This is a genomic window from Alicycliphilus denitrificans K601, assembly GCF_000204645.1.
Taxonomy (GTDB): Bacteria; Pseudomonadota; Gammaproteobacteria; order Burkholderiales; family Burkholderiaceae_C; genus Alicycliphilus; species Alicycliphilus denitrificans.
In genome coordinates this window covers 3,279,379-3,301,468 of record NC_015422.1, presented here as the reverse complement: position 1 = coordinate 3,301,468, position 22,090 = coordinate 3,279,379, and the positions used below count along the sequence as shown (strand labels likewise).

The 22,090-nt window shown below is 69.6% G+C and carries 23 protein-coding genes; 10 read left to right on the top strand and 13 right to left on the bottom strand.

Annotation, left to right across the window (positions count from 1 at the left end; translation table 11 throughout):
* Positions 1-5 precede the first annotated feature (5 nt).
* A complete protein-coding gene (locus tag ALIDE2_RS15665) occupies positions 6-668 on the bottom strand; it encodes an RraA family protein (protein WP_174764504.1) in 663 nt (220 codons plus the stop codon).
* A 150-nt stretch (positions 669-818) separates the two neighbouring features.
* Here ALIDE2_RS15665 and ALIDE2_RS15660 point away from each other — a divergent pair, with 150 nt between their 5' ends.
* From ALIDE2_RS15660 to ALIDE2_RS15645, 4 genes are all read left to right on the top strand, one after another.
* Entirely contained in the window at positions 819-1,745 is a 927-nt protein-coding gene (locus ALIDE2_RS15660) for a LysR substrate-binding domain-containing protein (RefSeq protein ID WP_013518592.1), read from the top strand.
* 153 nt (positions 1,746-1,898) lie between these two features.
* Complete coding sequence (locus tag ALIDE2_RS15655) at positions 1,899-2,801, top strand: amino acid ABC transporter substrate-binding protein (RefSeq protein ID WP_013518593.1); 903 nt, start codon at positions 1,899-1,901, stop codon at positions 2,799-2,801.
* A gap of 35 nt (positions 2,802-2,836) precedes the next feature.
* A complete protein-coding gene (locus tag ALIDE2_RS15650) occupies positions 2,837-3,514 on the top strand; it encodes an RraA family protein (RefSeq protein WP_013518594.1) in 678 nt (225 codons plus the stop codon).
* A 79-nt stretch (positions 3,515-3,593) separates the two neighbouring features.
* Positions 3,594-4,580 carry a Bug family tripartite tricarboxylate transporter substrate binding protein gene (locus tag ALIDE2_RS15645; RefSeq protein ID WP_013722552.1) on the top strand — a complete coding sequence of 329 codons (987 nt, stop codon included), beginning with the start codon at positions 3,594-3,596 and terminating at the stop codon, positions 4,578-4,580.
* On the opposite strand, the gene ALIDE2_RS15640 is transcribed toward ALIDE2_RS15645, so the two are convergent.
* From ALIDE2_RS15640 to moaA, 6 genes are read right to left on the bottom strand one after another with little or no spacing between them, the layout of a single operon-like run.
* Positions 4,567-4,953, bottom strand: coding sequence for a hypothetical protein (locus ALIDE2_RS15640; RefSeq protein ID WP_013722551.1), 387 nt, complete (start codon positions 4,951-4,953; stop codon positions 4,567-4,569). The genes ALIDE2_RS15645 and ALIDE2_RS15640 overlap by 14 nt on opposite strands.
* Entirely contained in the window at positions 4,950-5,276 is a 327-nt protein-coding gene (locus ALIDE2_RS15635; RefSeq protein WP_013518597.1) for a thioredoxin family protein, read from the bottom strand. The genes ALIDE2_RS15640 and ALIDE2_RS15635 overlap by 4 nt, the downstream gene beginning before the upstream one ends.
* Before the next feature lies 1 nt (position 5,277).
* Complete coding sequence (gene moeA / locus ALIDE2_RS15630; RefSeq protein WP_013722550.1) at positions 5,278-6,636, bottom strand: molybdopterin molybdotransferase MoeA; 1,359 nt, start codon at positions 6,634-6,636, stop codon at positions 5,278-5,280.
* The gene (locus ALIDE2_RS15625) at positions 6,623-7,198 is read right to left on the bottom strand and encodes a GNAT family N-acetyltransferase (RefSeq protein ID WP_013518599.1); all 576 of its coding nucleotides are present in this window, start codon (positions 7,196-7,198) and stop codon (positions 6,623-6,625) included. Before ALIDE2_RS15625 ends, moeA begins: the two co-directional genes overlap by 14 nt.
* Positions 7,195-7,827: a molybdenum cofactor guanylyltransferase MobA gene (mobA, locus tag ALIDE2_RS15620; RefSeq protein ID WP_013518600.1), complete on the bottom strand. Its 633-nt coding sequence runs from the start codon at positions 7,825-7,827 to the stop codon at positions 7,195-7,197. Before mobA ends, ALIDE2_RS15625 begins: the two co-directional genes overlap by 4 nt.
* Before the next feature lie 3 nt (positions 7,828-7,830).
* Complete coding sequence (gene moaA, locus ALIDE2_RS15615) at positions 7,831-8,982, bottom strand: GTP 3',8-cyclase MoaA (protein WP_041701559.1); 1,152 nt, start codon at positions 8,980-8,982, stop codon at positions 7,831-7,833.
* 145 nt (positions 8,983-9,127) lie between these two features.
* On the opposite strand from moaA, the gene ALIDE2_RS15610 reads away from it, so the two are divergent.
* The gene (locus ALIDE2_RS15610) at positions 9,128-9,970 is read left to right on the top strand and encodes a type IV pili methyl-accepting chemotaxis transducer N-terminal domain-containing protein (protein WP_013722549.1); all 843 of its coding nucleotides are present in this window, start codon (positions 9,128-9,130) and stop codon (positions 9,968-9,970) included.
* A 48-nt stretch (positions 9,971-10,018) separates the two neighbouring features.
* On the opposite strand, the gene ALIDE2_RS15605 is transcribed toward ALIDE2_RS15610, so the two are convergent.
* The 3 genes from ALIDE2_RS15605 to ALIDE2_RS15595 all read right to left on the bottom strand — a co-directional run bounded on the left by ALIDE2_RS15605 (position 10,019) and on the right by ALIDE2_RS15595 (position 14,265).
* Positions 10,019-10,576, bottom strand: a complete 558-nt coding sequence (locus tag ALIDE2_RS15605) for a DUF2889 domain-containing protein (RefSeq protein ID WP_013722548.1) — start codon at positions 10,574-10,576, stop codon at positions 10,019-10,021.
* A 9-nt stretch (positions 10,577-10,585) separates the two neighbouring features.
* Complete coding sequence (locus ALIDE2_RS15600) at positions 10,586-12,019, bottom strand: aldehyde dehydrogenase family protein (RefSeq protein WP_013722547.1); 1,434 nt, start codon at positions 12,017-12,019, stop codon at positions 10,586-10,588.
* Positions 12,020-12,183: 164 nt separating this feature from the next.
* The gene (locus ALIDE2_RS15595) at positions 12,184-14,265 is read right to left on the bottom strand and encodes a sodium-translocating pyrophosphatase (protein WP_013722546.1); all 2,082 of its coding nucleotides are present in this window, start codon (positions 14,263-14,265) and stop codon (positions 12,184-12,186) included.
* A 214-nt stretch (positions 14,266-14,479) separates the two neighbouring features.
* Between ALIDE2_RS15595 and ppa the strand changes: the two genes are divergently transcribed.
* From ppa to ALIDE2_RS15580, 3 genes are all read left to right on the top strand, one after another.
* Complete coding sequence (gene ppa / locus ALIDE2_RS15590) at positions 14,480-15,013, top strand: inorganic diphosphatase (protein ID WP_013518606.1); 534 nt, start codon at positions 14,480-14,482, stop codon at positions 15,011-15,013.
* Positions 15,014-15,214: 201 nt separating this feature from the next.
* Positions 15,215-15,721, top strand: a complete 507-nt coding sequence (locus ALIDE2_RS15585; protein ID WP_013722545.1) for a chemotaxis protein CheW — start codon at positions 15,215-15,217, stop codon at positions 15,719-15,721.
* A gap of 12 nt (positions 15,722-15,733) precedes the next feature.
* Positions 15,734-17,491, top strand: a complete 1,758-nt coding sequence (locus ALIDE2_RS15580) for a methyl-accepting chemotaxis protein (protein ID WP_013722544.1) — start codon at positions 15,734-15,736, stop codon at positions 17,489-17,491.
* Here ALIDE2_RS15580 and ALIDE2_RS15575 read toward each other — a convergent pair.
* Positions 17,488-18,711, bottom strand: a complete 1,224-nt coding sequence (locus tag ALIDE2_RS15575) for a GNAT family N-acetyltransferase (protein WP_013722543.1) — start codon at positions 18,709-18,711, stop codon at positions 17,488-17,490. The two genes, ALIDE2_RS15580 and ALIDE2_RS15575, sit on opposite strands and share 4 nt — an antisense overlap.
* A gap of 294 nt (positions 18,712-19,005) precedes the next feature.
* Between ALIDE2_RS15575 and ALIDE2_RS15570 the strand changes: the two genes are divergently transcribed.
* On the top strand, positions 19,006-20,664 hold the full coding sequence (locus ALIDE2_RS15570; protein ID WP_013722542.1) for an NAD+ synthase: 1,659 nt from the start codon (positions 19,006-19,008) through the stop codon (positions 20,662-20,664).
* A gap of 50 nt (positions 20,665-20,714) precedes the next feature.
* On the top strand, positions 20,715-21,053 hold the full coding sequence (locus tag ALIDE2_RS15565) for a P-II family nitrogen regulator (protein ID WP_013518611.1): 339 nt from the start codon (positions 20,715-20,717) through the stop codon (positions 21,051-21,053).
* Between the two features lie 9 nt (positions 21,054-21,062).
* Here ALIDE2_RS15565 and ALIDE2_RS15560 read toward each other — a convergent pair whose 3' ends face one another.
* Positions 21,063-21,656, bottom strand: coding sequence for an LOG family protein (locus tag ALIDE2_RS15560; RefSeq protein ID WP_013518612.1), 594 nt, complete (start codon positions 21,654-21,656; stop codon positions 21,063-21,065).
* Entirely contained in the window at positions 21,649-22,047 is a 399-nt protein-coding gene (locus tag ALIDE2_RS15555; RefSeq protein ID WP_013722541.1) for a diacylglycerol kinase, read from the bottom strand. Before ALIDE2_RS15555 ends, ALIDE2_RS15560 begins: the two co-directional genes overlap by 8 nt.
* Positions 22,048-22,090: the final 43 nt, after the last annotated feature.

The window sequence follows — 22,090 nt, the reverse complement described above, 5'->3', positions numbered from 1 at the left end:
GGCGCTCACTCCTTGGCCTGCAGCTTGTGGTAGCCCAGCGCGGCGCGCGCTTCGCCCAGGGTCTTGCCCTGCACGATCTGTTCGCGGATGCGCGATTCGGTTTCCTCGATCCTGCGGGCGGTCTCGGCCACCTCTCGGGCGTGGCCGCGCGGAACGACGACCACGCCGTTTGCATCGGCCACCACGATGTCGCGCGCGGCCACGCGCACGGTGCCGATGGCCACGGTGCCGTTCACCGTTTCGACCTGCACGCGGTCCTTGCCCGTGCGCATGAAGCGGCCGGCGGTGAACATGGGGTAGCCGTCGCCCAGCGCCTTGCCCACGTCGCGGCATACGCCGTCGATCACCGTGGCCGCGATGCCGCGCAGGCCCGCGTACTGGGTCATGATGTCGCCCCAGACGGTGCAGTCGGTACGGCCGTCGTTGTCGATCACGATCACGTCGCCGGGCGCCACATCGTCGATGAAGTCGCCCACCGTGCCGGGCGGGTTGCTTGAGGGCACGTACTTGACGGTGAAGGCCGGGCCCGCCACGGCCCTGGCGTAGTTGGCCAGCGGCATGATGCCCAGCGCCTGGCCGTGCAGGCCCAGCTTGTCCATGGCGTCGGAGACGCCCGGCGTGTCCAGGCCGTCGAAGAGGGCGACCAGTTCCTGGTCCTGTGCGTGCATATGTCGGTTCATCGTCAAGCGGCCTTCGTGTGGATGGATGGGGGCATCATGGCGCGGCCATGCTGATAGTTGAAATACGATGAACCTATCTGGGTGATACCGTTTGCGGATGAGCGGAGCCCGCCACAATCGCCGCGAGGAGAGCACCCCATGAGCACCATCGACTTTCGCCTGATCCGCCAACTCTGGATGTTTCTGGCCGTGGCCGAGGAGCAGAACTTCGGGCGCGCGGCCGCGCGGCTGGCCATGTCGCAGCCGCCGCTGACCGAGCAGATCAAGGTTCTGGAGCACTCGCTGCGGCTGCAGTTGTTCGAGCGCTCGCGGCGCGGCACGCAGCTCAGCCCCGCGGGCGCGGCCATCCTGCCGGCGGTGCGCCAGTTCGCTCGACAGGTGGAGCACCTGGAGCGCGTGGTGCGCGAGGTGGCGGCCGGGCAGTCGGGCGTGCTGCACGTGGGCGCCATCACGTCGGCCATGCTCGACACGGTGCCGCCGCTGCTCGACCATCTGCGGCGCACGCATCCGCGCCTGACGGTGTTCGTGCGCGAGATCGACAGCGTGGACGCCATCTCCGGCCTGGAGGCGGGCGAGCTGGACCTGGCCTTCGTGCGCATCGACGGCGAGGTGAGCAGCGGCGGCATCGCCGTGCTCCCGCTCATGGAGGACCGGCTGGCGGTCGCGACGTCCCACGACCATGCATTGGCGGCGCAGCCGCGCGTGCGGCTGAAGTCGCTGGCCGAGGAGCAGTGGGTGATGCCGGCCCGGCAGGTCGCCCCGGCGTATTTCGACCTGCTCGTCAACATCTGCCGCACGCAGGGCTTTTCTCCGCGCGTGCTGCACGAGGTGCGCTCCGTCACCTCGCAGATCGCCTACGTGGGCTGCGGCCAGGGCGTGGCGCTGGTGCCCGCGTCCATGCGCAAGCTGGCGCCCGCCAACGTGGTGGTGCGGCCGCTGAAGGAAAAGGTCATGGTGATCACGGCCGCCGCCGCGTGGAACACGCGCCGGCATCATCCGATGGTGGACGAGGCCGTGGACTGGCTGCGCGCACAGGGCCGCCAGGGCCGTACACCCAGGCCATAGCCTTCGCGTATCACAGCATTCCGTAAAACGGAATTTACGGCGGCGCTCCCGGCGTGGACAGTCGGCGTGGCTCCCGGCATGGCACCTGCCGCCGGGAGAGGAGCCACACCCTTAACGACACGCGACCTGCTGGCAGGTCATGGAGACAAGGCCATGAAGAAATACCTCGCAGCCTGCGCCCTCGTGGCGCAGGGCTTCCTGCACGTGCCGGTGCAAGCGCAGACCCTGGAGAAGATCAAGGCCTCGGGCGCCGTCACCATGGGCGTGCGCGATAGCTCGATTCCGCTGTCCTACGCCGGGGCCGATGGCGCGCCCATCGGGTTCCACGTCGACATCTGCCGCAAGGTGCTGGAGGACGTGCAGGCGCAACTGGGCCTGGCGCGGCTGGAGACCCGGTACCAGTTGGTCACGTCGCAGAACCGTATCCCGCTCGTGGCCAACGGCACGATCGACATCGAATGCGGCTCCACCACGAACACGCAGGCGCGGCAGAAGGAGGTGGCGTTCGCGCTCACGACCTACGTCGAGGAGGTGCGGCTGGCCGTGCGCGCCGATTCCGGCATCCGGTCGGTGCGCGACCTGGCAGGCAAGGTCGTGGTGGCGACCACGGGCACGACCTCCGTGCAGCACCTGCGCCGCAAGGTGCGCGAGCTGGGGTTGGAGCTCAAGGACGTGTCGCTGGGCAAGGACCACGCGGACAGCTTCCTGCTGCTGGAGTCGGGCAGGGCCGATGCGTGGGTGCTCGACCAGGGCGTGCTGCGTGCATCCATCGCCAACGCGCGCCAGTCCTCCGCCTTTTCCGTCGTGGGCGAGGTGCTCAACGCCGAGCCCATCGCGATCATGGTGCGCAAGGACGACCCCGGCTTCAAGCGCGCGGTGGACGTGACCATTCGCAAGCTGCTGGCCAGCGGCGAGATGCAGGTCCTGTGGAAGAAATGGTTCCAGGCGCCGATTCCGCCGCGCGGCGTGGCGCTGGACATGGCGCCGCCCGAATCGCTGCAGCGCCTGTGGGCGCACCCCAGCGACCTGCCCATGGAAACCTTCCAGGCCCCATAGCCCCGTTTTCTCCCAGACCTTTCAAGGACAAGACGATGACCGATACCGCCCACGTGGAGGCACACCTCGCCCGCCTGCAGGCGCTGGACTCGAATACCGTGTCCGACGCTCTCGATTTCTTTGGCCTGCCCGGCGCCACCTTCGGTATCCGGCCGCTGTGGAACTGTCCCAGGATCGTGGGCCGGGCCTCCACGCTGCAGTTCGCACCCAAGACCGGCGGCGGCGCCACCGTGCACCCCATCACGCCGGTGATCGCCGCCAGCAAAGGCTGCGACCGTATCCTCGTCATTGCCGGCGGCCTGGAAGGCATCTCGTGCTGGGGCGACATCGTGGCCAACGCGGCCAAGGCCAAGGGCATCCGCGGCACGGTGATCGACGGCTGCAGCCGCGACATCGAGGGCAGCGAAGCCATCGGCTACCCCGTCTACGGGCGCGGCATCACCATGATCAGCGCGCGCAACCGCGCCGTGCAGGTCTCGTCCGGAGAGCCGGTCACGATGGCTGGCGTGCGGGTGGCGCAGGACGACTATGTCATCGCCGACCGCTGCGGCACGGTCTTCGTGCCCGCCGCGTGCATTGGGGAAGTGCTGGACCTGGGCGAGCGCATCGCGCGCCGCCAGGACGGCATGGTGCAGGCGGTCATCGCCGGACGCTCCGTCGAGGAGGTGATGCACGACAAGGAATTCGAGGCGATCGCCGTTTCGCAGAAATAACTCAAAAGTGATAGCTGCTTACGTCCGATGGACGGGCGCTAGGGGCTGTTTCACTCAAATTTCCATCCAGGAGACAAACATGTGCCCTCGCCGCATTTCCCTCGCGTGCGCCCTGCTGGCCGCGGCCGCCAGCGGCGCGGCCTTCGCCCAGGCCTCCGCGGCCTTCCCCTGCAAGATCGTCAAGTTCGTCGTCCCCTATCCGCCGGGCGGCTCCAGCGACCTGCTGGCCCGCATGCTGGTGCCGGGCATGAACAAGCTGCTGGACACCACCGTCGTCGTCGAGAACAAGGCCGGCGCGGTGGGCAACATCGGCACCGCCCAGGTCAGCGCGGCCGAGAGCGACGGCTGCACCTGGCTGCTGGGCAACAGCTCCAACATCGTGGTCAGCCGCAACCTGTACAAGCTGACCCACGACCCGGTCGAATACCTCAAGCCCGTAGCCGAGGCGGCGGCCGTGCCTATGGTGCTGTACGTCAACGCGAACCTGCCCGTCAAAACCTTCGATGAATTCATCGCGCTGCTGCGCAAGAACCCGGGCAAGTATTCCTACGCGTCGCCGGGCAGCGGCAGCACCCACCAGCTGCTCACCGAGATGATGAAGATCGAGTTCGGCCTGCAGGCCGAGCACATCCCCTACAAGGGCTCCGGGCCGGCCATCCAGGACGTGATCGCCGGCCACGTCGCCTTCGCGTTCGAGGGCACCAGCGCCATCGCGCCGCACGTCGCGGGGGGCAAGGTGAAGGCGCTTGCCACCACCGGCGCGGCGCGCTCGAACGTCTTGTCCACGGTGCCGACGATGAAGGAGCTGGGGCACCCAAAGTTCGTCGCGACCAACTGGTACGGCGTGTTCGTGCCCGCGAAAACGCCGGACGCCCTCGTCGCGCGGCTCAATGCCGGCCTGCGGCAGGTGGTGAAGTCGCCCGAGATCGTGGAGAGCCTGCGCAAGCTCGACTCCCGGGCGTCCGACCTGGACGTTGCCGGGTTCGCCAGGTTCGCCAGGTTCGTGCAGGAAGAAATCCCTTTCTGGAAGTCGCTGGCCGACCAGACGGGTGTCAAGGTGGATTGAGGCTCGCGATCAGCTCGGAGCGCAGAGGCCGGATGCGCTCCTCCTCGTAATAGCCGCCATATTCCGTATAGCGCAGATAGGCTCCCGCGCAGCGCGGGCAGCGCCACAGCGCGCAGCGGGTGTACGGGTGCCAGCCCAGGGCGATGGGCGCGTCGGGCGACCAGAGGTTCGTGCCGTGCGGGTGGTATTCGTCCAGCCGGTCCCAGTCGGCCTCGGTGCCCAGCGGCCCCAGGCATTCGAGGTGCGCGGTATTCGTCGCGCCCGAGATCGATTCCCAGCCCGGTCTTTGCAGGCCGGCGCAGTCGGCGCAGCGCGGCCGCGCCGCGGCTTCGGCTGCGAGGCGGCGCAGATCCGGTTCGGCGAGGGGCGTCATGGCGCAATGCCTCGCAGCGCCTCCTCGATCTCGCGCGCCGTCTGCGGGCGCACTAGGCGGGCCGCCTCCTGGCCGTTGCGCAGAAAGATGAGCGTGGGCCAGAGCTTGACGCGGTAGCTGCGGCCCAGGGGGCGGCCAGGGCCGTCCTCGACCTTGAGGTGCTGCACGCCGGCCTGGTCCTTGAGGGCCTGCTCGATGAGCGGCTGGGCGCGCTGGCAATGGCCGCACCAGGGCGTGCCGAATTCGAGCACGGCGGGGCCTTGCAACTGGTCAACGGCTTCGCGCGTGGGCGGCTGGGTGAGATGGGTGGCGGCAAAAGGCATGTCAGATCACTCCGTCGAACATCATCACGTCCACCATGTCGCCCGCGGCCACGTTGCCTTGCTCGTGGTGCAGCACGATCAGGCCGTTGGCCTGCACCATGGAGCTGAGCACGCCCGAGCCCTGGTTGCCCGTGGTGCGCACCTGCAGCGTGCCGTCGGCCGCCTGGGTGACCAGGCCGCGCTGGTATTCGGTGCGGCCCGCCTTCTTGCGCATGGGCTCGGCGCTGGTGGCGCGCAGCAGCGGCGGCGCGGCTCGCGTGCAGCCCATCATGCGCAGCAGGGCGGGGCGCACGAAGGCCAGAAAGGTGACCATCACCGCCACCGGGTTGCCTGGGAGGCCGAACAGCACGCTGCCGCCCGCTGCGCCATGGGTACTTTCGTTTTGATAGCTGCTGACGCTTGGCTGGTGGTCGTTGGAGGCCGTTTTTCCTTGCAATTCCGATCGGATGCGCCCCACGGCCATGGGCCGGCCCGGGCGCATGGCGATGCGCCAGAAGGCCACGTCGCCCAGCTGCCGCATCATGGTGCGCGTGTGGTCGGCCTCGCCCACGCTCACGCCGCCGCTGGTGATGATGGCGTCGGCCTCGGCGGCCGCGCGGCGAAAGGCGGCCTCCAGCAGCGCGGGGTCGTCGCGCACCACGCCCAGGTCGATCACCTGTACGCCCAGCCGCGTGAGCAGGCCGAAGACGGTGTAGCGGTTGCTGTCGTACACCGCGCCCTCGCGCGGCGGTTCGCCCAGGCTCAGGATCTCGTCGCCGGTGGAGAAGTAGGCCACGCGCAGGCGCCGGTGGACGGTGACCGTCTTGAGGCCCAGGCTGGCCACCAGGCCAATGGCGGCAGGCGTGAGCAGCTCGCCTTTCGAGAGCGCCACGCAACCCTGCATGAGGTCTTCGCCGAGCAGGCGCCGGTTGTCCCCGCGGCGCAGCACGCTGGCGGCGATATGGATGGTGCCGTCCGGCCCGGCGCTGGTGAGTTCCTGCGGCACCACCGTGTCCAGCCCCGCGGGCATGATGGCGCCGGTCATGATCTTCACGCATTCGCCCGCGCCCACCCGGCCCGTCCAGGCCGCGCCGGCGAAGGCCGTGGGGCCCACGGGGCGCAGCAGCAGCGCGTGGCCGGACGCGAGCTGCGCGCCGTCGAAGGCATAGCCGTCCATGGCCGAGTTGTCGTGTGGTGGCACGCTGATGGGCGAGACCACGTCGCGCGCCAGCACGCGGCCCAGGGCGTCGAAGATGCCGACCTCCTCGGCCTCGGCGACGGGCGCCACGAGGCGCTGCAGGAAGGCGTTCACGTCGGCCGCGCGCAGCGCCTGCGGGTCGTAGCCCTGCAGTTCGGCGGCGATCTGGTCAATGGTCTTCATGGGGTGCAATGGGTTGCCACAGGGGCGATGAGGGAAGGAGCCGCAGCATGTGCAGCTTGTCGTGGCCCACGCCCGCCACCACGATGGCCCGCGGCAGCAGGCCGTAGGGCGTGAAGCCCGCGCGCTGGTACAGGCGCACGGCGTGCGCGTTGCCGGCCGTGACCGTAAGCACCAGCTGCTCCAGGCCGGCCATGCGCTCGGCCTGCGCCAGGCAGGCGCGCAGCAGCTGCCGGCCGATGCCGCGGCGCTGCGCCTGCGGCGCCACCATCATGGCGACCACGGTGGCCATGTGGCGCTGCTGCGCCCGTTCCTCGCGCTGGCAGCCGATGCTGCCCAGCAGCGCGCCGTCCGCATCCCACGCGCCCAGGAAAAAGCCTTCGTCCGCGGGCATGGACAGGCGCGGCGCGTAGGACTGGGCCGGCCGCTGCACGGCCGTGGCGTAGTCGCTGGTGAAGGCCTCGGGGGCGCAGCGCAGGGCCTCGTCGCGCAGCGCCTTGTAGGCCGGTGCGTGCGCGGCTGCCAGGACGGTGATGCGCGGGGCGGCGGCAGGCTCCCGCGTCATGGCGACCCCTGGCCCTCCAGCGCGTGCAGCTCGGCCAGGGTGTTGGCGTTGCGGAAGGCCAGCGGGTCGTCGCCAGGCTGGTCGAAGGCCACGATGGCGCAGGGGTGCTGCGCGGTCCAGCGGTCGATCTTGCGCCCGCCCTCCTGGGTGAAGCGCATCAGGCTCTCCAGCAGGCTCACGCGCAGCAGGCAGAACACCGGCTGGGTGCGCACGCGCGTGCTGCCGTCGTCCTCCTGCTCGGGGGCCGAGGCCATGGCGATGTCGGCGCCCTGGATCGCTGCGGCGGCGGCCAGGCGGCTGGCCAGATCGGCCGGGAACAGCGGCGTGTCGCAGGGCACGGTGAGCAGCCAGGGGGTCTCGCAGCGCTCCAGCCCGCAGAGGAAGCCTGCCAGCGGGCCGGCATAGTCGGCCAAGCCGTCGGGCCAGACGGGCATGCCGAACGATTCGTAGGCCGACAGGTTGCGGTTGGCGTTGATCATCACGCTGCCCACCTGGGGTGAGAGCCGCATGAGTGCGTGCAGCGCCAGCGGCATGCCGCGAAAGTTCTGCAGGCCCTTGTCCACGCCGCCCATGCGCGAGCCGCGGCCGCCGGCGAGGATGAGGCCCGTGATGTCGTGGGTGTCGATCATTGGTCAGCCACCGATGTAGCTCATTTCTATGCGCCGCCCGCGCTCCTCGCCCTGGTCGGGCGGCAGGCTGGCGCGCAGCTCGGAATAGCGGTCGCCGCGGCCCTGCCAGATGTGGGCGATGGCGGCGCTGATCTGCGCGTCGCTGGCGTCGCTACGCAGCAGGCTGCGCAGGTCCCAGCCCTGGGTGGCGAACAGGCACAGGTACAGACGCCCCTCCATGGACAGGCGGGCGCGGTTGCAGTCGCCGCAGAAGGCCTGGGTAACGCTGCCGATCACGCCCACCTCGCCCAGCGACGGGTCGTGGCGGCCGTCGGCGCCCGCGTAGCCCCAGCGCTGCGCGGTCTCGCCCACGGCGGTGGGCGAGAGCGGCACCAGCGGCAGTTCGGACTGCAGGCGCGCGATGACCTCGCGCGACGGCACGACCTGGTCCATGCGCCAGCCGTTGGTGGCGCCCACGTCCATGAACTCGATGAAGCGCAGCGTGATGCCGGTGCCGCGGAAGTGCCGCGCCATGCGCAGGATCTCGTGATCGTTGGTGCCGCGCTTGACCACCATGTTGACCTTGATGGTGCCGAAGCCCGCGGCCTGCGCGGCCTCGATGCCGGCCAGCACCTCGGCCACGGGGAAGTCCACGTCGTTCATGCGGCGGAACACGGCGTCGTCCAGGCTGTCCAGGCTGACGGTGACGCGCTGCAGGCCCGCGGCCTTGAGCGCGCGCGCCTTGCGCGCCAGCAGCGAGCCGTTGGTGGTGAGCGTGAGGTCGGGCACGCGACCCTCGGTGGTGCGCAGCCCGGCCAGCTGTTCGACCAGCAGCTCCAGGTCCTTGCGCAGCAGCGGCTCGCCGCCCGTCAGGCGGATCTTGTGCACCCCGTGCGCCATGAACAGCCGCGCCAGCCGCGTGATCTCCTCGAAGCTCAGCAGGTCGCTGTGCGGCAGGTAGCGGTAGTGCTTGTCGAACACTTCCTTGGGCATGCAGTAGCTGCAGCGGAAGTTGCAGCGGTCGGTCACGCTGATGCGCAGGTCGCGCAGCGGCCGCGCGCGCGTGTCGTACAGCTCTCCCGTGGCGGGCATGGCGGCCGCGGCGGCGGTCGCCGGCACGGCGGGCCGCAGCGGCCTGCTGCGGTGGTCCACGAGAGGAATGACACGTTCAGCCATGGCCAAATTGTGCCCCATGGGGGGCGTAGGGGTATGCGTACGGGCGTGAAAATTGACGCCGATCAATTGGCGATGGCGCCGCGCACAGGCCGTCGTTTGAGCGGCGTCAGTGGCGGCGCGCCGCGCCGGCCGGAGAATCCGGCCCATGCGCGATACCTGCTTCCTTCCCGTCCCGTCCTCCGCGGCCTGCCGCCGCCGTGACCGCCGCTTGGCGCTGCGCGTGCTGGGCACCGGCCTGCTGGCGCCTGCGCTGCCGCTGTCGGCGCAGGCGCGCATGGCGCTGGCCACGGCCATCAACCGCACGGCGCGCTTTCGGGCCTTGTCGCAGCGCATGGCCAAGGCCTATGGCCAGCTGTACCTGAACGTGAGGCCGGTGCGCGCCCGCGACGTGCTCGAGCACACGCGGCGCCAGGTGCGCTCGGGCTTCGAGGACATGGCGCACCCGGGCTGGCCGCCCGAGGTGGCGCGCCTGCTGGCGGACGTGCGCCGCAGCGCGGACCGCCTGAATGCGCTGGCGGAGCAGGCGCCCTCCAGGAGTGTCTTCCAGGCCGTGTCGGCGCAGGCCGACCAGATGCTCGCGCTTGCCGACACCGCCACGCAGGCCCTGGAACGCCAGGCTCAGGTCCCCACGGCGCGGCTGGTGAACACCGCGGGCCGCCAGCGCATGCTCTCGCAGCGCATGGCCAAGAACTACGAGCTGGCGGCCGCGGGGCTGGACGGCCGCACGGTGCGCGAACAGCTGGCGGGCGACGCCGACGAGTTCCAGCGCGCCATGGCGCGGCTGAGCGAGGCGCCCATCTCCACGCCCGCCATCCGCTCGGCGCTGGAGCTGGGCCAGGCGCAGTGGCTGTTCTTCGATGCCGCCCTCAAGCGCCAGCCCGACGGCCGCGGGCTGGAGGAGGTGGCCACCACCAGCGAGCGCCTGCTGGAGGTGATGGACGGCCTCACCGCGCTGTACGAGGCGGCCCTGCGGGATCTGTTGGGCTGATCTTTGAGCGAAAAAGGCCATCAGCGCTTGTTTATCAAGCGCTGATAGCTATTTTTTCAGGAGCTGCGGCGTGTGGCCGTAGAACTGCGGGTAGTGTTCCTTCACGGCCTGGCCGTGAAAGTCCCAGCCCGTGCACTGGCCCAGGTGGCGCGGCGGCTCGTCGCCCTGGCTCTGGAATGCCGATTCGACGCTCTGGAACGTGGCCGTGGCCAGGTTGAACAGCAGTTCGCGCAGGTGGGTGCAGCTGGCCACGCCGCCCAGGTGGATCTGGATGGACTGGCGCCAGCCGCGCGTCATGCTGCAGCCCACCATGGCCTGCAGGGCGCGCTGGGCCTGGGGGCAGCCGGCCAGGGGATGGTCGTCCATGGCAGATTCGATGGCCTGCACGACCAGGTTGCGGTCCACCGTCACGCGCAGCCACATGTGGTGTATGGGCTCGCCGGCGCGGCGCGTCCTGCCGGGGTTGCGCCGCGACGGCAGATCGTGCGTCTTGCTGTCGTGCAGCTCGCCTTCGATGTCCCAGAGACCGTCCTCGCGTTCGAAGCCCTGGTAGGTGATGCGGCGGATGTGTCTGGCGGTGCGGGGTGCTGGGGGAGACAGGGGCATGGGGCGGGATCAGCCGTGGCGGATGGCGACGGTCTTGAGCGTGGTGAAGCCGTAGAGCGCCTCAAAGCCCTTCTCGCGGCCGTGGCCGCTCGACTTGACGCCGCCGAACGGCAGCTCCACGCCGCCGCCGGCGCCGTAGTTGTTGATGAATACTTGGCCGCTGGCGACGCGTCGCGCCATGCGGAACTGGCGCGCGCCGTCGCGCGTCCAGATGCCGGCCACCAAGCCGAACTGCGTGGCGTTGGCCAGCTCCACCGCGTGGTCCTCGTCCTGAAAGGCCATGGCCGAGAGCACGGGGCCGAAGACCTCTTCCTGCGCTAGCCGGTGGCCTACGGGCACGTCGCGCAGCAGGGTGGGGGCCTGGTAGTAGCCGGTCTCGGGGGCTTCATCCACCACCACGCCCTGGGCCACCATGGGGATGCCGGCCACCTGCGCGTCCGACAGGAAGTCCCACACGCGCTGCTGCTGCGTCTGGCGGATCAGCGGGCCCACGTCCAGGTCCATGGCGGCGGGGCCCACGCGGAGCTTCTCGAAGGCCTGGCCCAGGCGCTCCAGCAGGGGTTCGTAGATGAGCGAGTCGATGAGCACGCGCGAGCCGGCCGAGCAGGTCTGGCCGGCGTTCTGCACGATGGCGTTGATGACCACGGGCACGGCGGCGTCCAGGTCGGCGTCGGCGAAGATGATCTGCGGGCTCTTGCCGCCCAGCTCCAGCGTCACGGGGCAGTGGCGCTCGGCGGCGGCCTGCTGGATCAGCGTGCCCACCTTGGGGCTGCCGGTGAAGCTGATGTGGTGTATGCCCGGGTGGCGCGCCAGCGCGTCGCCCACCTCGTGCCCGTAGCCGGTCACGATGTTGAGCGCGCCCGCGGGAAAGCCCGCCTCGGCCGCGAGCTGGGCCACGCGCAGCAGTGACAGGCAGGCATCCTCGGCCGGCTTGACCACGCACACGTTGCCCGCGGCCAGGGCCGCGCCCACGCAGCGGCCGAAGATCTGCATGGGGTAGTTCCAGGGCACGATGTGGCCGGTCACGCCATGGGGCTCGCGCCAGGTCAACACGCTGAAGCCATCCTGGTAGGGGATGGTCTCGCCATGCAGCTTGTCGCAGGCGCCGGCGTAGAACTCGAAGTAGCGCGCCAGGGCGGCGGCGTCGGCACGCGCCTGGCGCGTGGGCTTGCCGCAGTCGCGCTGCTCGATGGCGGCGAGCTCCTCGGCATGCTCGGTGATCTTGGCCGACAGGCGCTGCAGCAGCCGTCCGCGCTCGGCCGGGGCCAGCTTGCGCCAGACGGTGTCGTAGCACTGCTGCGCGGCCCGCACGGCGGCGTCTATGTCCTCGGCCGTTCCGCGCTGGATCTCGTCATAGGGCTGACCGTCGGAGGGGTCGATAACGGCGATGGTGCGGCCCGAGGCCGAGGCCACGCCCGCGTTGGCGATGTAGTGGAGCTGCATGCGGCCTATTGTGCGGCAGGTGCGCGCGGCGTGCAGGGGCCGGTTGGGCCGTGCCTTCTTCTTCTGCGAGACGGGGAGTCGCCGCCCGCGCTGGCTTGTATATGAAAAAAGCTGCCAGCGCCCATTTAATGGGCGCTGGCAGCTTCGCTTTTGATAGTAAGACTTCAGCCCGCGTGGAACTTCACCACCAGCGGCACGATGAGCAGCGCCACGATGTTGATGATCTTGATGAGCGGGTTCACCGCCGGGCCGGCCGTGTCCTTGTAGGGGTCGCCCACGGTGTCGCCGGTCACGGCGGCCTTGTGCGCCTCGCTGCCCTTGCCGCCGTGGTTGCCGTCCTCGATGTACTTCTTGGCGTTGTCCCAGGCGCCGCCGCCGGTGCACATGCTGATGGCCACGAACAGCCCGGTGACGATGGTGCCCATGAGCAGCCCGCCGAGCGCCTTCGGGCCCAGCGCCAGGCCCACGACGATGGGCACGGCCACGGGCAGCAGGCTGGGGACGATCATCTCCTTGATTGCGGCGCTGGTCAGCATGTCCACGGCGCGGCCGTACTCGGGCTTGGCCGTGCCTTCCATGATGCCCTTGATCTCGGCGAACTGGCGGCGCACCTCCACCACCACGCTGCCGGCCGCGCGGCCCACGGCCTCCATGGCCATGGCACCGAACAGGTAGGGGATCAGGCCGCCGATGAACAGGCCCACGATGACCATGGGGTCGGACAGATCGAAGCGGATCGCCTGGCCGTAGCTCTCCAGCTTGTGCGTGTAGTCGGCGAACAGCACCAGCGCCGCCAGGCCCGCCGAGCCGATGGCGTAGCCCTTGGTGACGGCCTTGGTGGTGTTGCCCACGGCGTCCAGCGGGTCGGTGATGTCGCGCACGCTGCTGGGCAGTTCGGCCATCTCGGCGATGCCGCCGGCGTTGTCGGTGATGGGGCCGTAGGCGTCCAGTGCCACCACGATGCCCGCCATGGAGAGCATGGACATGGCGGCCACGGCCACGCCGTACAGGCCGGCCAGCATGTACGACACGATGATGGCCACGCACACGAAGAGCACCGGCCAGGCCGTGGAGCGCATGGACACGCCCAGCCCCGCGATGATGTTGGTGCCGTGGCCCGTGGTGGAGGCCTGGGCGATGTGGCGCACGGGCGAATACTGCGTGCCGGTGTAGAACTCGGTGATCCACACCAGCGCGGCCGTGAGCACCAGCCCCGTGGCGCAGGCGCCGAACAGTCGCGCCTGCGCGCCCGTGCCGCCCAGGGCGTTGTCGGGAACCACCCAGGCCGTGACGAACCAGAACGCGACCAGCGACAGCACGCCCGCGATCGCCAGGCCACGGTACAGCGCCGGCATCACGTTCTTCATGCCGGGGCTGGCCTTGACGAAGAAGCAGCCGATGATGGACGCGACGATGGACACCGCGCCCAGCGCCAGCGGATAGGCCACGGCCGCCACGGGCGCCGCGCCCACCAGCAGCGCGCCCAGCACCATGGTGGCGATGAGCGTCACGGCGTAGGTCTCGAACAGGTCGGCCGCCATGCCGGCGCAGTCGCCTACGTTGTCGCCCACGTTGTCGGCGATCACGGCGGGGTTGCGCGGGTCGTCCTCGGGGATGCCGGCCTCCACCTTGCCCACGAGGTCGGCGCCCACGTCGGCGCCCTTGGTGAAGATGCCGCCGCCCAGCCGCGCGAAGATGGAGATCAGCGACGAGCCGAACGCGAAGCCGATCAGCGGGTTGAGCAGCGCTGGCAGATTGGCCGTGGGGGTGAGCCGGCCGTTGCCCACCAGGAACCAGGCGAACGCCGTCACCCCGAGCAAGCCCAGACCCACCACCAGCATGCCGGTGATGGCGCCGCCGCGGAAGGCGACTTGGAGCGCTGGCCCCATGCCCTGCGTGGCCGCCTGCGCCGTGCGCACGTTGGCGCGCACCGAGACGTTCATGCCGATGAAGCCGCAGGCGCCCGAGAGCACGGCGCCGATGACGAAGCCCACGGCCGTGTTGACGTCGAGGAACACGCCGATGAGCACGGCCAGCACGATGCCCACCAGGGAAATGGTCTTGTATTGCCGCGCCAGATAGGCGGCCGCTCCGGTCTGGATGGCTGCGGCAATCTCCTGCATGCGGGCGTTGCCCTGGTCCTTGGCCAGAATCCAGCTGCGCGCCCAGATGCCGTAGACCACGGCAATCAGGCCGCACGCCAGGGCCAGTATGAGCGGGGACGTCAGCGCCGACGGTTCGGTCATTCTCGATCTCCTCAGAACATGGAATGGGTTCTTGGTTACACGGATTGGGAAGCACAACGCAGGCGAAGGGCTTGCCCAGCGTTGCTTCCTCGTGCCCGGTTCCGGGAGACGATTGGCCAACAGGGGCATTTAACGCCAAACCCGGCGTTGCAAGCAAGCAGCAAGGGGCGAGCGCCTAAAATCCGCCCCGTAATTCACACCTAGACCCCCAACCATGTCTCTGAACAACGTCAAGCCTGGCAAGAACATTCCCGAAGCCTTCAACGTGGTGATCGAGATCCCCGCGGAATCCGATCCCGTGAAGTACGAGGTGGACAAGGAGTCCGGCGCCGTCTTCGTGGACCGCTTCCTGACCACGGCCATGTACTACCCTTGCAACTACGGCTACGTACCCCAGACCCTGTCGGGCGACGGCGACCCGGTGGACGTGCTGGTCATCACGCCCTACCCGTTGCATCCCGGCGTGGTCGTGCCCTGCCGCGCCCTGGGCATCCTCAAAATGGAGGATGAGGCCGGCGTGGACGGCAAGGTGCTGGCGGTGCCCACCACCAAGATCCTGAAGATGTACGAGAACTGGAAGTCCGTGCAGGATGTGAACCCCATGCGCCTGAAGGCCATCAGCCATTTCTTCGAGCACTACAAGGACCTGGAAGAGGGCAAGTGGGTCAAGGTGCTGGGCTGGGAAGGCGTGGACGCCGCGAACAAGGAGGTGCTGGACGGCGTCGAGAACTACAAGAAGAGCCTCTGAGCCCGCCGCAGCCGCCCTGGCTGCCGGTTGCATGAAAGCCTGCTCGCAACCAGCCAGCAGGCTTTTTTGTGTGCGGATAACGTCAAATGTCAGAATAAGTAACCGCGAACTGCTATGCTGGCGAGGTATCGAGCACGGATGCCGGCGCGGGGCCGGCGCGCGCACTCGAGTTGCCCAAGATTCATTTCCCAAGGAGTTGCCATGCTGTCCTCTGCCGCCCAGCGTCCTTCCACCGGCAGTGCCGCCGCCAGCGCCGCGGCGGAGTTCCTGACCTTCCGCCTGGGCCAGGAGGAATACGGCATCGACATCCTGCGCGTGCAGGAGATCCGCTCCTACGAACAGCCCACGCGCATGGCCCATGCGCCGGAGTTCATCAAGGGCGTAATCGACCTGCGCGGCGTCATCGTGCCCATCGTCGACCTGCGCCTGAAGCTGCACTGCGCGACGGCCGAATACACCGACTTCACCGTGGTCATCATCCTCAACGTGGGCGGCACCGTGCTTGGCGCGGTGGTGGACGCGGTGGCCGACGTGGTGGCCCTGCCGGCCGACGCCATCAAGCCCGCGCCGCAGTTCCAGGGGCAGGTGGACGCCGCGTTCGTGCGCGGCATCGCCACGGTGGACAAGCGCATGCTGATCGTGATGGACATCGAATCGCTGCTCAGCAGCGCCGAGATGGGGCTGGTCCAATCCGTCGCGGTGGCCTGAGGGCGCTTGATCATGCGTCTGTCCGACATGCGCGTCGGCGTGAAGCTGGGGCTGGCCTTCGCCGCCATGGCGCTGCTCAACCTGGTGCTGGGCGGCCTGGCCGTGGTGTGGCTGGGCCACGTCAACGAGGACACGCGCGAGATCGCCAACAAATGGCTGCCCAGCGTACAGGCGCTGGGCGACATGCGCGCCACGGCCAACCGCCTGCGCGCGAGCGAGATCGGCGCGGTGCTCGGCTCCGACCCGCAGCTGGTGCCCCGGCTGCGCGAGGACGTGGCTGCCGTGGGCAGGCTGCTGGGCGAAGCGGAGCAGCGCTACGCGCCCATGGTGGCGCCGTCCGAGGCGCCGCTCTACGCCGAGTTCAAGAACCACCGCGACGCCTACCTGCGCGCGCAGGCACGGCTCATGGAGATGGTGGCCGACGAGTCGCGCCGCGCCGAGGCCGCGCACATGCTCTACGGCGAATCGCAGAAGACCTTCATCAACATGGCCGAGACGATCGGCAAGCTCTCGCGCGCCAGCCACGAAGGCTCGCAGGCAGCCTATGCCGAGTCGCAGCAGACCTTCGGCTCGGCGCGCGGCTCGGTGATCGCGGTGCTGGCGGTGGTGATCGCGGCCGCCATCGCGCTGGGGCTGTGGATCACGCGCCTGGTCACCAGGCCCGTGGCCCATGCCGTGCAGGCGGCGCGCGAGATCGCCCAGGGCAACCTGGCCGCGAGCCTGTCCGTGCACGGCAGGGACGAGCTGGGCCAGCTCACGCAGGCCCTCGTCGACATGCAGGCCAACCTGGCCCGCGTGGTGTCCGACGTGCGCGCCAACGCCGAGAGCGTGGCCACGGCCAGCGCCCAGATCGCGCAGGGCAACGGCGACCTGTCGGCGCGCACCGAAAGCCAGGCCAGCGCGCTGCAGGAGACGGCCGCCTCCATGGAACAGCTGGGCGCCACCGTGCGCCAGAACGCCGACAACGCCGCCCAGGCCAACCAGCTGGCCATGAGCGCGAGCACCGTCGCCGCGCAGGGCGGCGAAGTCGTCTCCGAAGTGGTGGACACCATGCGCGGCATCAACGACGCGAGCCGCAAGATCGCCGACATCATCGGCGTGATCGACGGCATCGCGTTCCAGACCAACATCCTGGCGCTCAACGCGGCGGTGGAGGCCGCGCGCGCGGGCGAACAGGGCCGGGGCTTCGCCGTGGTGGCGGGCGAGGTGCGCAGCCTTGCGCAGCGCAGTGCCGAGGCGGCCAAGGAAATCAAGCAGCTCATCACCGCGAGCGTCGAGCGCGTGGAGCAGGGCACGCAGCTCGTGGACAAGGCCGGCGAGACCATGACCGAAGTGGTCGGAGCCATCCGGCGCGTCACCGACATCGTGGGCGAGATCAGCGCGGCCAGCAGCGAGCAGAGCAGCGGCGTGGCCCAGGTGGGCGAGGCCATCACGCAGATGGACCAGGCCACGCAGCGGAACGCCGCGCTGGTGGAGGAAAGCGCCGCGGCCGCCAGCAGCCTCAAGGCCCAGGCCGCGCAGCTCGTGCAGGCCGTGGCCGTGTTCCGGCTGGCGCAGGGTGGCGGCGGGGCCATCGCGCCGCGCCCCAGCCCTGCCGCGGCGGTGCCAGCGGCAGCGCCGCAGCCGCGCGTGGCGGCACCTGCGCCGGCGCCCAAGGCCGCGCCGCCGCGCAAGCCTGCCGCACCCGCGCCGAATGCGGCGGCGCCGGCTGCGCAGCGGCCCAGGCTCGCAGTCGTGCCCAAGAATGACGACGACTGGGAGAGCTTCTAGCCGCCGGCTTCCCGCCTGAACGGGCTGTGCGCGTGCAGCTCCTCCAGGTAGTGCGCAACGCCTTCGCCCTCGCGCTCCAGGAAGCGCTGCACCGCGTCGGCGAACGCCGGGTGGGCCAGCCAGTGCGCGCTGGTGGCCTGCACCGGCATCAGCGCGCGGGCCATCTTGTGCTCGCCCTGCGCGCCGCCCTCGAAGCGCCGCACGCCGTGTGCGATGCACCATTGCAGGGGCTGGTAGTAGCAGGCCTCGAAATGCAGGCAGTCCACCCGCTCCAGCGCGCCCCAGTAGCGGCCGTAGGCCACCAGAGGTTCAGGGTTTTTTTGACATTCAGCGCTTGATGGGAAAGCGCTTATAGCTATCAAACTGCTAGCTATGGGTCGCCCGCTGCGCTCGGCTACGAACAGCAGCCACGCCTCGGGTAGGTGCGCCGCCATGCGCGCGAAGAAGTCGCGTGCGAGGTAGGGCGGGTTGCCGTGCTCCAGGTAGGTCCGCTCGTAGCAGCGGTAGAAGAAATCCCAGTCTGCCGGCGTGATCTGCGCGCCGCGTGCCCAGCGGAACGTGACGCCCGCTTCCTGCACCTTGTGGCGCTCCTGGCGGATCTTCTTGCGCTTGTCCTGCGAGAGCGAGGCCAGGAAATCGTCGAAGTCGCGGTAGCCCGCGTTCTGCCAGTGGAACTGCACCGTGTGGCGCAGCATCAGGCCCTGGGCCTGCGCCTCCTGCACGTCCTCCTGCGCCATGAACAGCAGGTGTAGCGACGACAGATCCTGCGCCCGGCACCAGTCCACCAGCGCGCGCAGCAGCGCCGAGCGCGCCGCCGCGTCGCGCGCCAGCAGCCGCGTGCCCGGCACGGGCGTGAAGGGCACGGCGGCCACCGCCTTGGGGTAGTAGGGCACGCCATGCTGCTCGTAGGCGTTGGCCCAGGCCCAGTCGAACACGTATTCGCCGTAGGAGTGGCTCTTGAGGTACAGCGCGCAGGCTGCCGCCAGCACGCCGCCCTGCCACAGCGTAACAAAGCGCGGCGCCCAGCCGGTGCGCGGCGTGGCGCTGCTGCTGTCGTGCAGGGCCGCAAGGTAGGCGTGGCGCAGGAAGGGCGTGGGGTGGCTTTGCCGTGCGAGCAGGGCGTCCCAGGCGGCGGAGTCGATGTGCGCGGGGGAATCGGCCACGCGCAGTTCGTAGGTCGGGGCGGGCAAGGGCTGGTGCAGGGGTTCGGGGCGGGCCATGGTGCCACAGTGCGCAGCCCCGCGCTGGCCGTCAGAAATTGGCGCGCAGCGTGAGCATGGCGCTGCGGGGCAGGCCGTAGTAGTTGCTGCGCGTGGCGGTGCCTGCGCGCTCCCAATAGACGCGGTCGAACAGGTTGTTGATGTTCACCGACAGCTTCAGGCGCTCGCCGATGCCGTTTCGCGGCTCTGCGCGTAGGTGGCGCCGTCCTGGAAGGCGGCCCAGCCGCCGGCCCGCCAGCTTGTGGGCCGGGTGACATAATCCACGTCCCCCTCCCTCTGCCCGTTCCCGCCCGTATGCCACTCGCCATCAGCATCGCCCAGCTCAATTTCGTGGTGGGCGACCTGCAGGGCAATGCCCAAAAGATCATCGACGCTGCCCGCCAGTCTTATGCCGCCGGCGCGCGGCTGCTGCTCACGCCCGAACTGGCCATTTGCGGCTACGCGGCCGAGGACCTGTTCCTGCGCCCCGCCTTCCTGGCGGCCTGCGACGAGGCCGTGCAGGCCGTAGCGCGCGGGACGGCGGACCTCGCGGGCCTGGCCATCGTGCTGGGCCACCCCCGGGCAGCCGCGCCGGGCGCGCCGGCCTTCAGCTCCTGCCTGAACGCCGCCAGCGTGCTGCGCGCGGGCCGCGTCGAGCAGACCTACGCCAAGCGCGAGCTGCCCAACTACCAGGTGTTCGATGAACGCCGCTACTTCGTGGCGGGCGACGCGCCCTGCGTGTTCGAGGTAGAAGGCGTGCGCGTGGGCCTGCTGATCTGCGAGGACGCATGGTTCTCCGCCCCGGCGCGCGACGCGGCGGCGGCGGGCGCGCAGCTGCTGGCCGTAATCAACGCCTCGCCCTTCCACCTGGGCAAGGGCGCCGAGCGCGAGCAGACCATGCGCGAGCGCGTGGCCGAGACGGGCCTGCCGCTGGTCTACGCCCACCTGGTGGGCGGGCAGGACGAGGTGGTGTTCGAGGGACGCTCGTTCGCGCTGAACGCCGACGGCACGGTAGCGATGCGTGCGCCGGCTTTCGAGGAAAAACTGGTGTTTGCGCAGGTCCATCAAGCGCAAGCAGGTATCGAGATGGAAGCAGATGTGGCCCCTGAGCGCAGCTTGGAGGCCGACCTGTGGGACGCCCTGGTGCTGGGCGTGCGTGACTACGTGGGCAAGAACGGCTTCCCCGGCGCGCTGCTGGGGCTGTCGGGCGGTATCGACTCGGCCCTGGTGCTGGCCATCGCCGTGGACGCGCTGGGCGCGGACAAGGTGCGCACGGTGATGATGCCCTCGCCCTACACGGCCGATATCAGCTGGATCGACGCGCGCGACATGGCGGCACGCCTTGGCGTGCGCTACGACGAGATCGCCATCGCCCCGCAGTTCGAGGCTTTCAAGGCTGCGCTCGCGCCGCTGTTCGAGGGCCGCGCCGAGGACACCACCGAGGAGAACCTGCAGGCGCGCATCCGCGGCACGCTGCTGATGGCCTTGTCCAACAAGTTCGGCGCCGTGGTGCTCACCACCGGCAACAAGAGCGAGATGGCCACGGGCTACTGCACGCTCTACGGCGACATGGCCGGGGGCTTCGCCGTGATCAAGGACGTGGTGAAGACCCGCGTGTTCGACCTGGCACGCTGGCGCAACGCCAACGACCCGTACGGCACGGGCGCCAACCCCATTCCAGAGCGCATCATCATCCGCCCCCCGAGTGCCGAGCTGCGCCCGGACCAGAAAGACCAGGACAGCCTGCCGCCTTACGAGGTGCTCGATGCGATCCTGGCGCGCTATATGGAAAATGACGAGCCGGTGGAGGACATCGTGCGCGCCGGCTACGACCGGGCCGACGTGGAGCGCGTCACCCGCCTCATCAAGATCAACGAGTACAAGCGCCGCCAAGCCCCCGTGGGCGTGCGGGTCACGCGCCGCAGCTTCGGCAAGGACTGGCGCTACCCGATCACGAACAAATTCAGGGCCTGACGCCCCTCGGCCACGCCCCCCGCTTCACCCACATTCCAGGAGTCCACGCCATGCAAATGATCACCGCCGTCATCAAGCCTTTCAAACTGGAAGAGGTCCGCGAGGCGCTGGCCGAGTGCGGCGTGACGGGGCTGACGGTGACCGAGGTGAAGGGCTTCGGCCGCCAGAAAGGGCATACCGAGCTTTACCGCGGCGCCGAATACGTGGTGGATTTCTTGCCCAAGGTCAAGATCGAGGTGGTGGTGCGCACCGAGGACGTGGACCGCTGCGTGGATGCCATCGTGGCCGCGGCGCGCACGGGCAAGATCGGCGACGGCAAGATCTTCGTAACCGCCGTGGAGCGCGTGGTGCGCATACGCACGGGGGACCTGGACGACGCGGCCGTGTGACCGTATCGGTCAGATCACGTCGCGCAGGGGGATCGTGCTGGCGCTGAGGCCAGCGTCCTGCACCAGCGCGGCGAGCAGGGCCGCAGGCTCGATGCCCGTGCGGATCAGCCCCATCTGCCACTCGCTCATGAGGCCGCAGCGCTCGGAGTGCCGCAGGAAGTCCAGCAGGCCGCCGTAGTAGCCATTGGTATCGAGCAGGCCTACGGGCTTGTCGTGGTAGCCCAGCTGGCGCCAGGTCCAGACCTCGAACAGCTCCTCCAGCGTGCCTATGCCGCCGGGCAGTGCCAGGAAGGCGTCGCTGCGCTCGGCCATCATGGCCTTGCGTTCGTGCATGCTCGTGACGACGTGCAGCTCGTCGCACAGGTGGTTGGCCAGCTCTTTGTCCACCAGCGCCTGGGGAATGATGCCGACCACGCGCCCGCCCGCCAAGCGCGTGGCCTCGGCCACCGTGCCCATCAGGCCGCTGCGCCCGCCGCCATAGACCAGTTGCCCGCCATGCTGGCCGATCCAGCGGCCCACGGCCACGGCGGCCTCGGTGAACAAGGAGTTGTTGCCGGGACGCGAGCCCAGGTACACGCAGATGGAAAAGGCAGCATCAGCCATGGATAAACCTTTGGTAGAGCGCGGCGGCCCAGGTCGCGCCGCACAGCAGCAGGCTCAGCAGCACGGCGGCGCTACCCATGTCCTTGGCGCGCTTGGACAGTTCGTGCAGTTCGGGGCCGATGCGGTCGATGGCCGCCTCTATGCCCGAGTTGAGCAGTTCGGTGATCAGCACCAGCACCACAGTGCCGGCTAGCAGCGCGGTCTCCGTCCAGCCGTTGCCGAGCCAGAACGCCAGCGGCAGCAGCACGGCGGCCAGGCACAGCTCCTGGCGGAAGGCCTTCTCGCCCCAGCCCGCGCGCAGCCCCGCGACGGAGTAGCTCGTGGCATGCCACAGCCGGTTCAGGCCGGTGCGCTGCTTGTGCGGGTGGGGGCTGGCGGGCGGCAGGGACATGGGCGGTGGCGTCGGTGGGCGATGGGGCGGCCCCGGCACGACC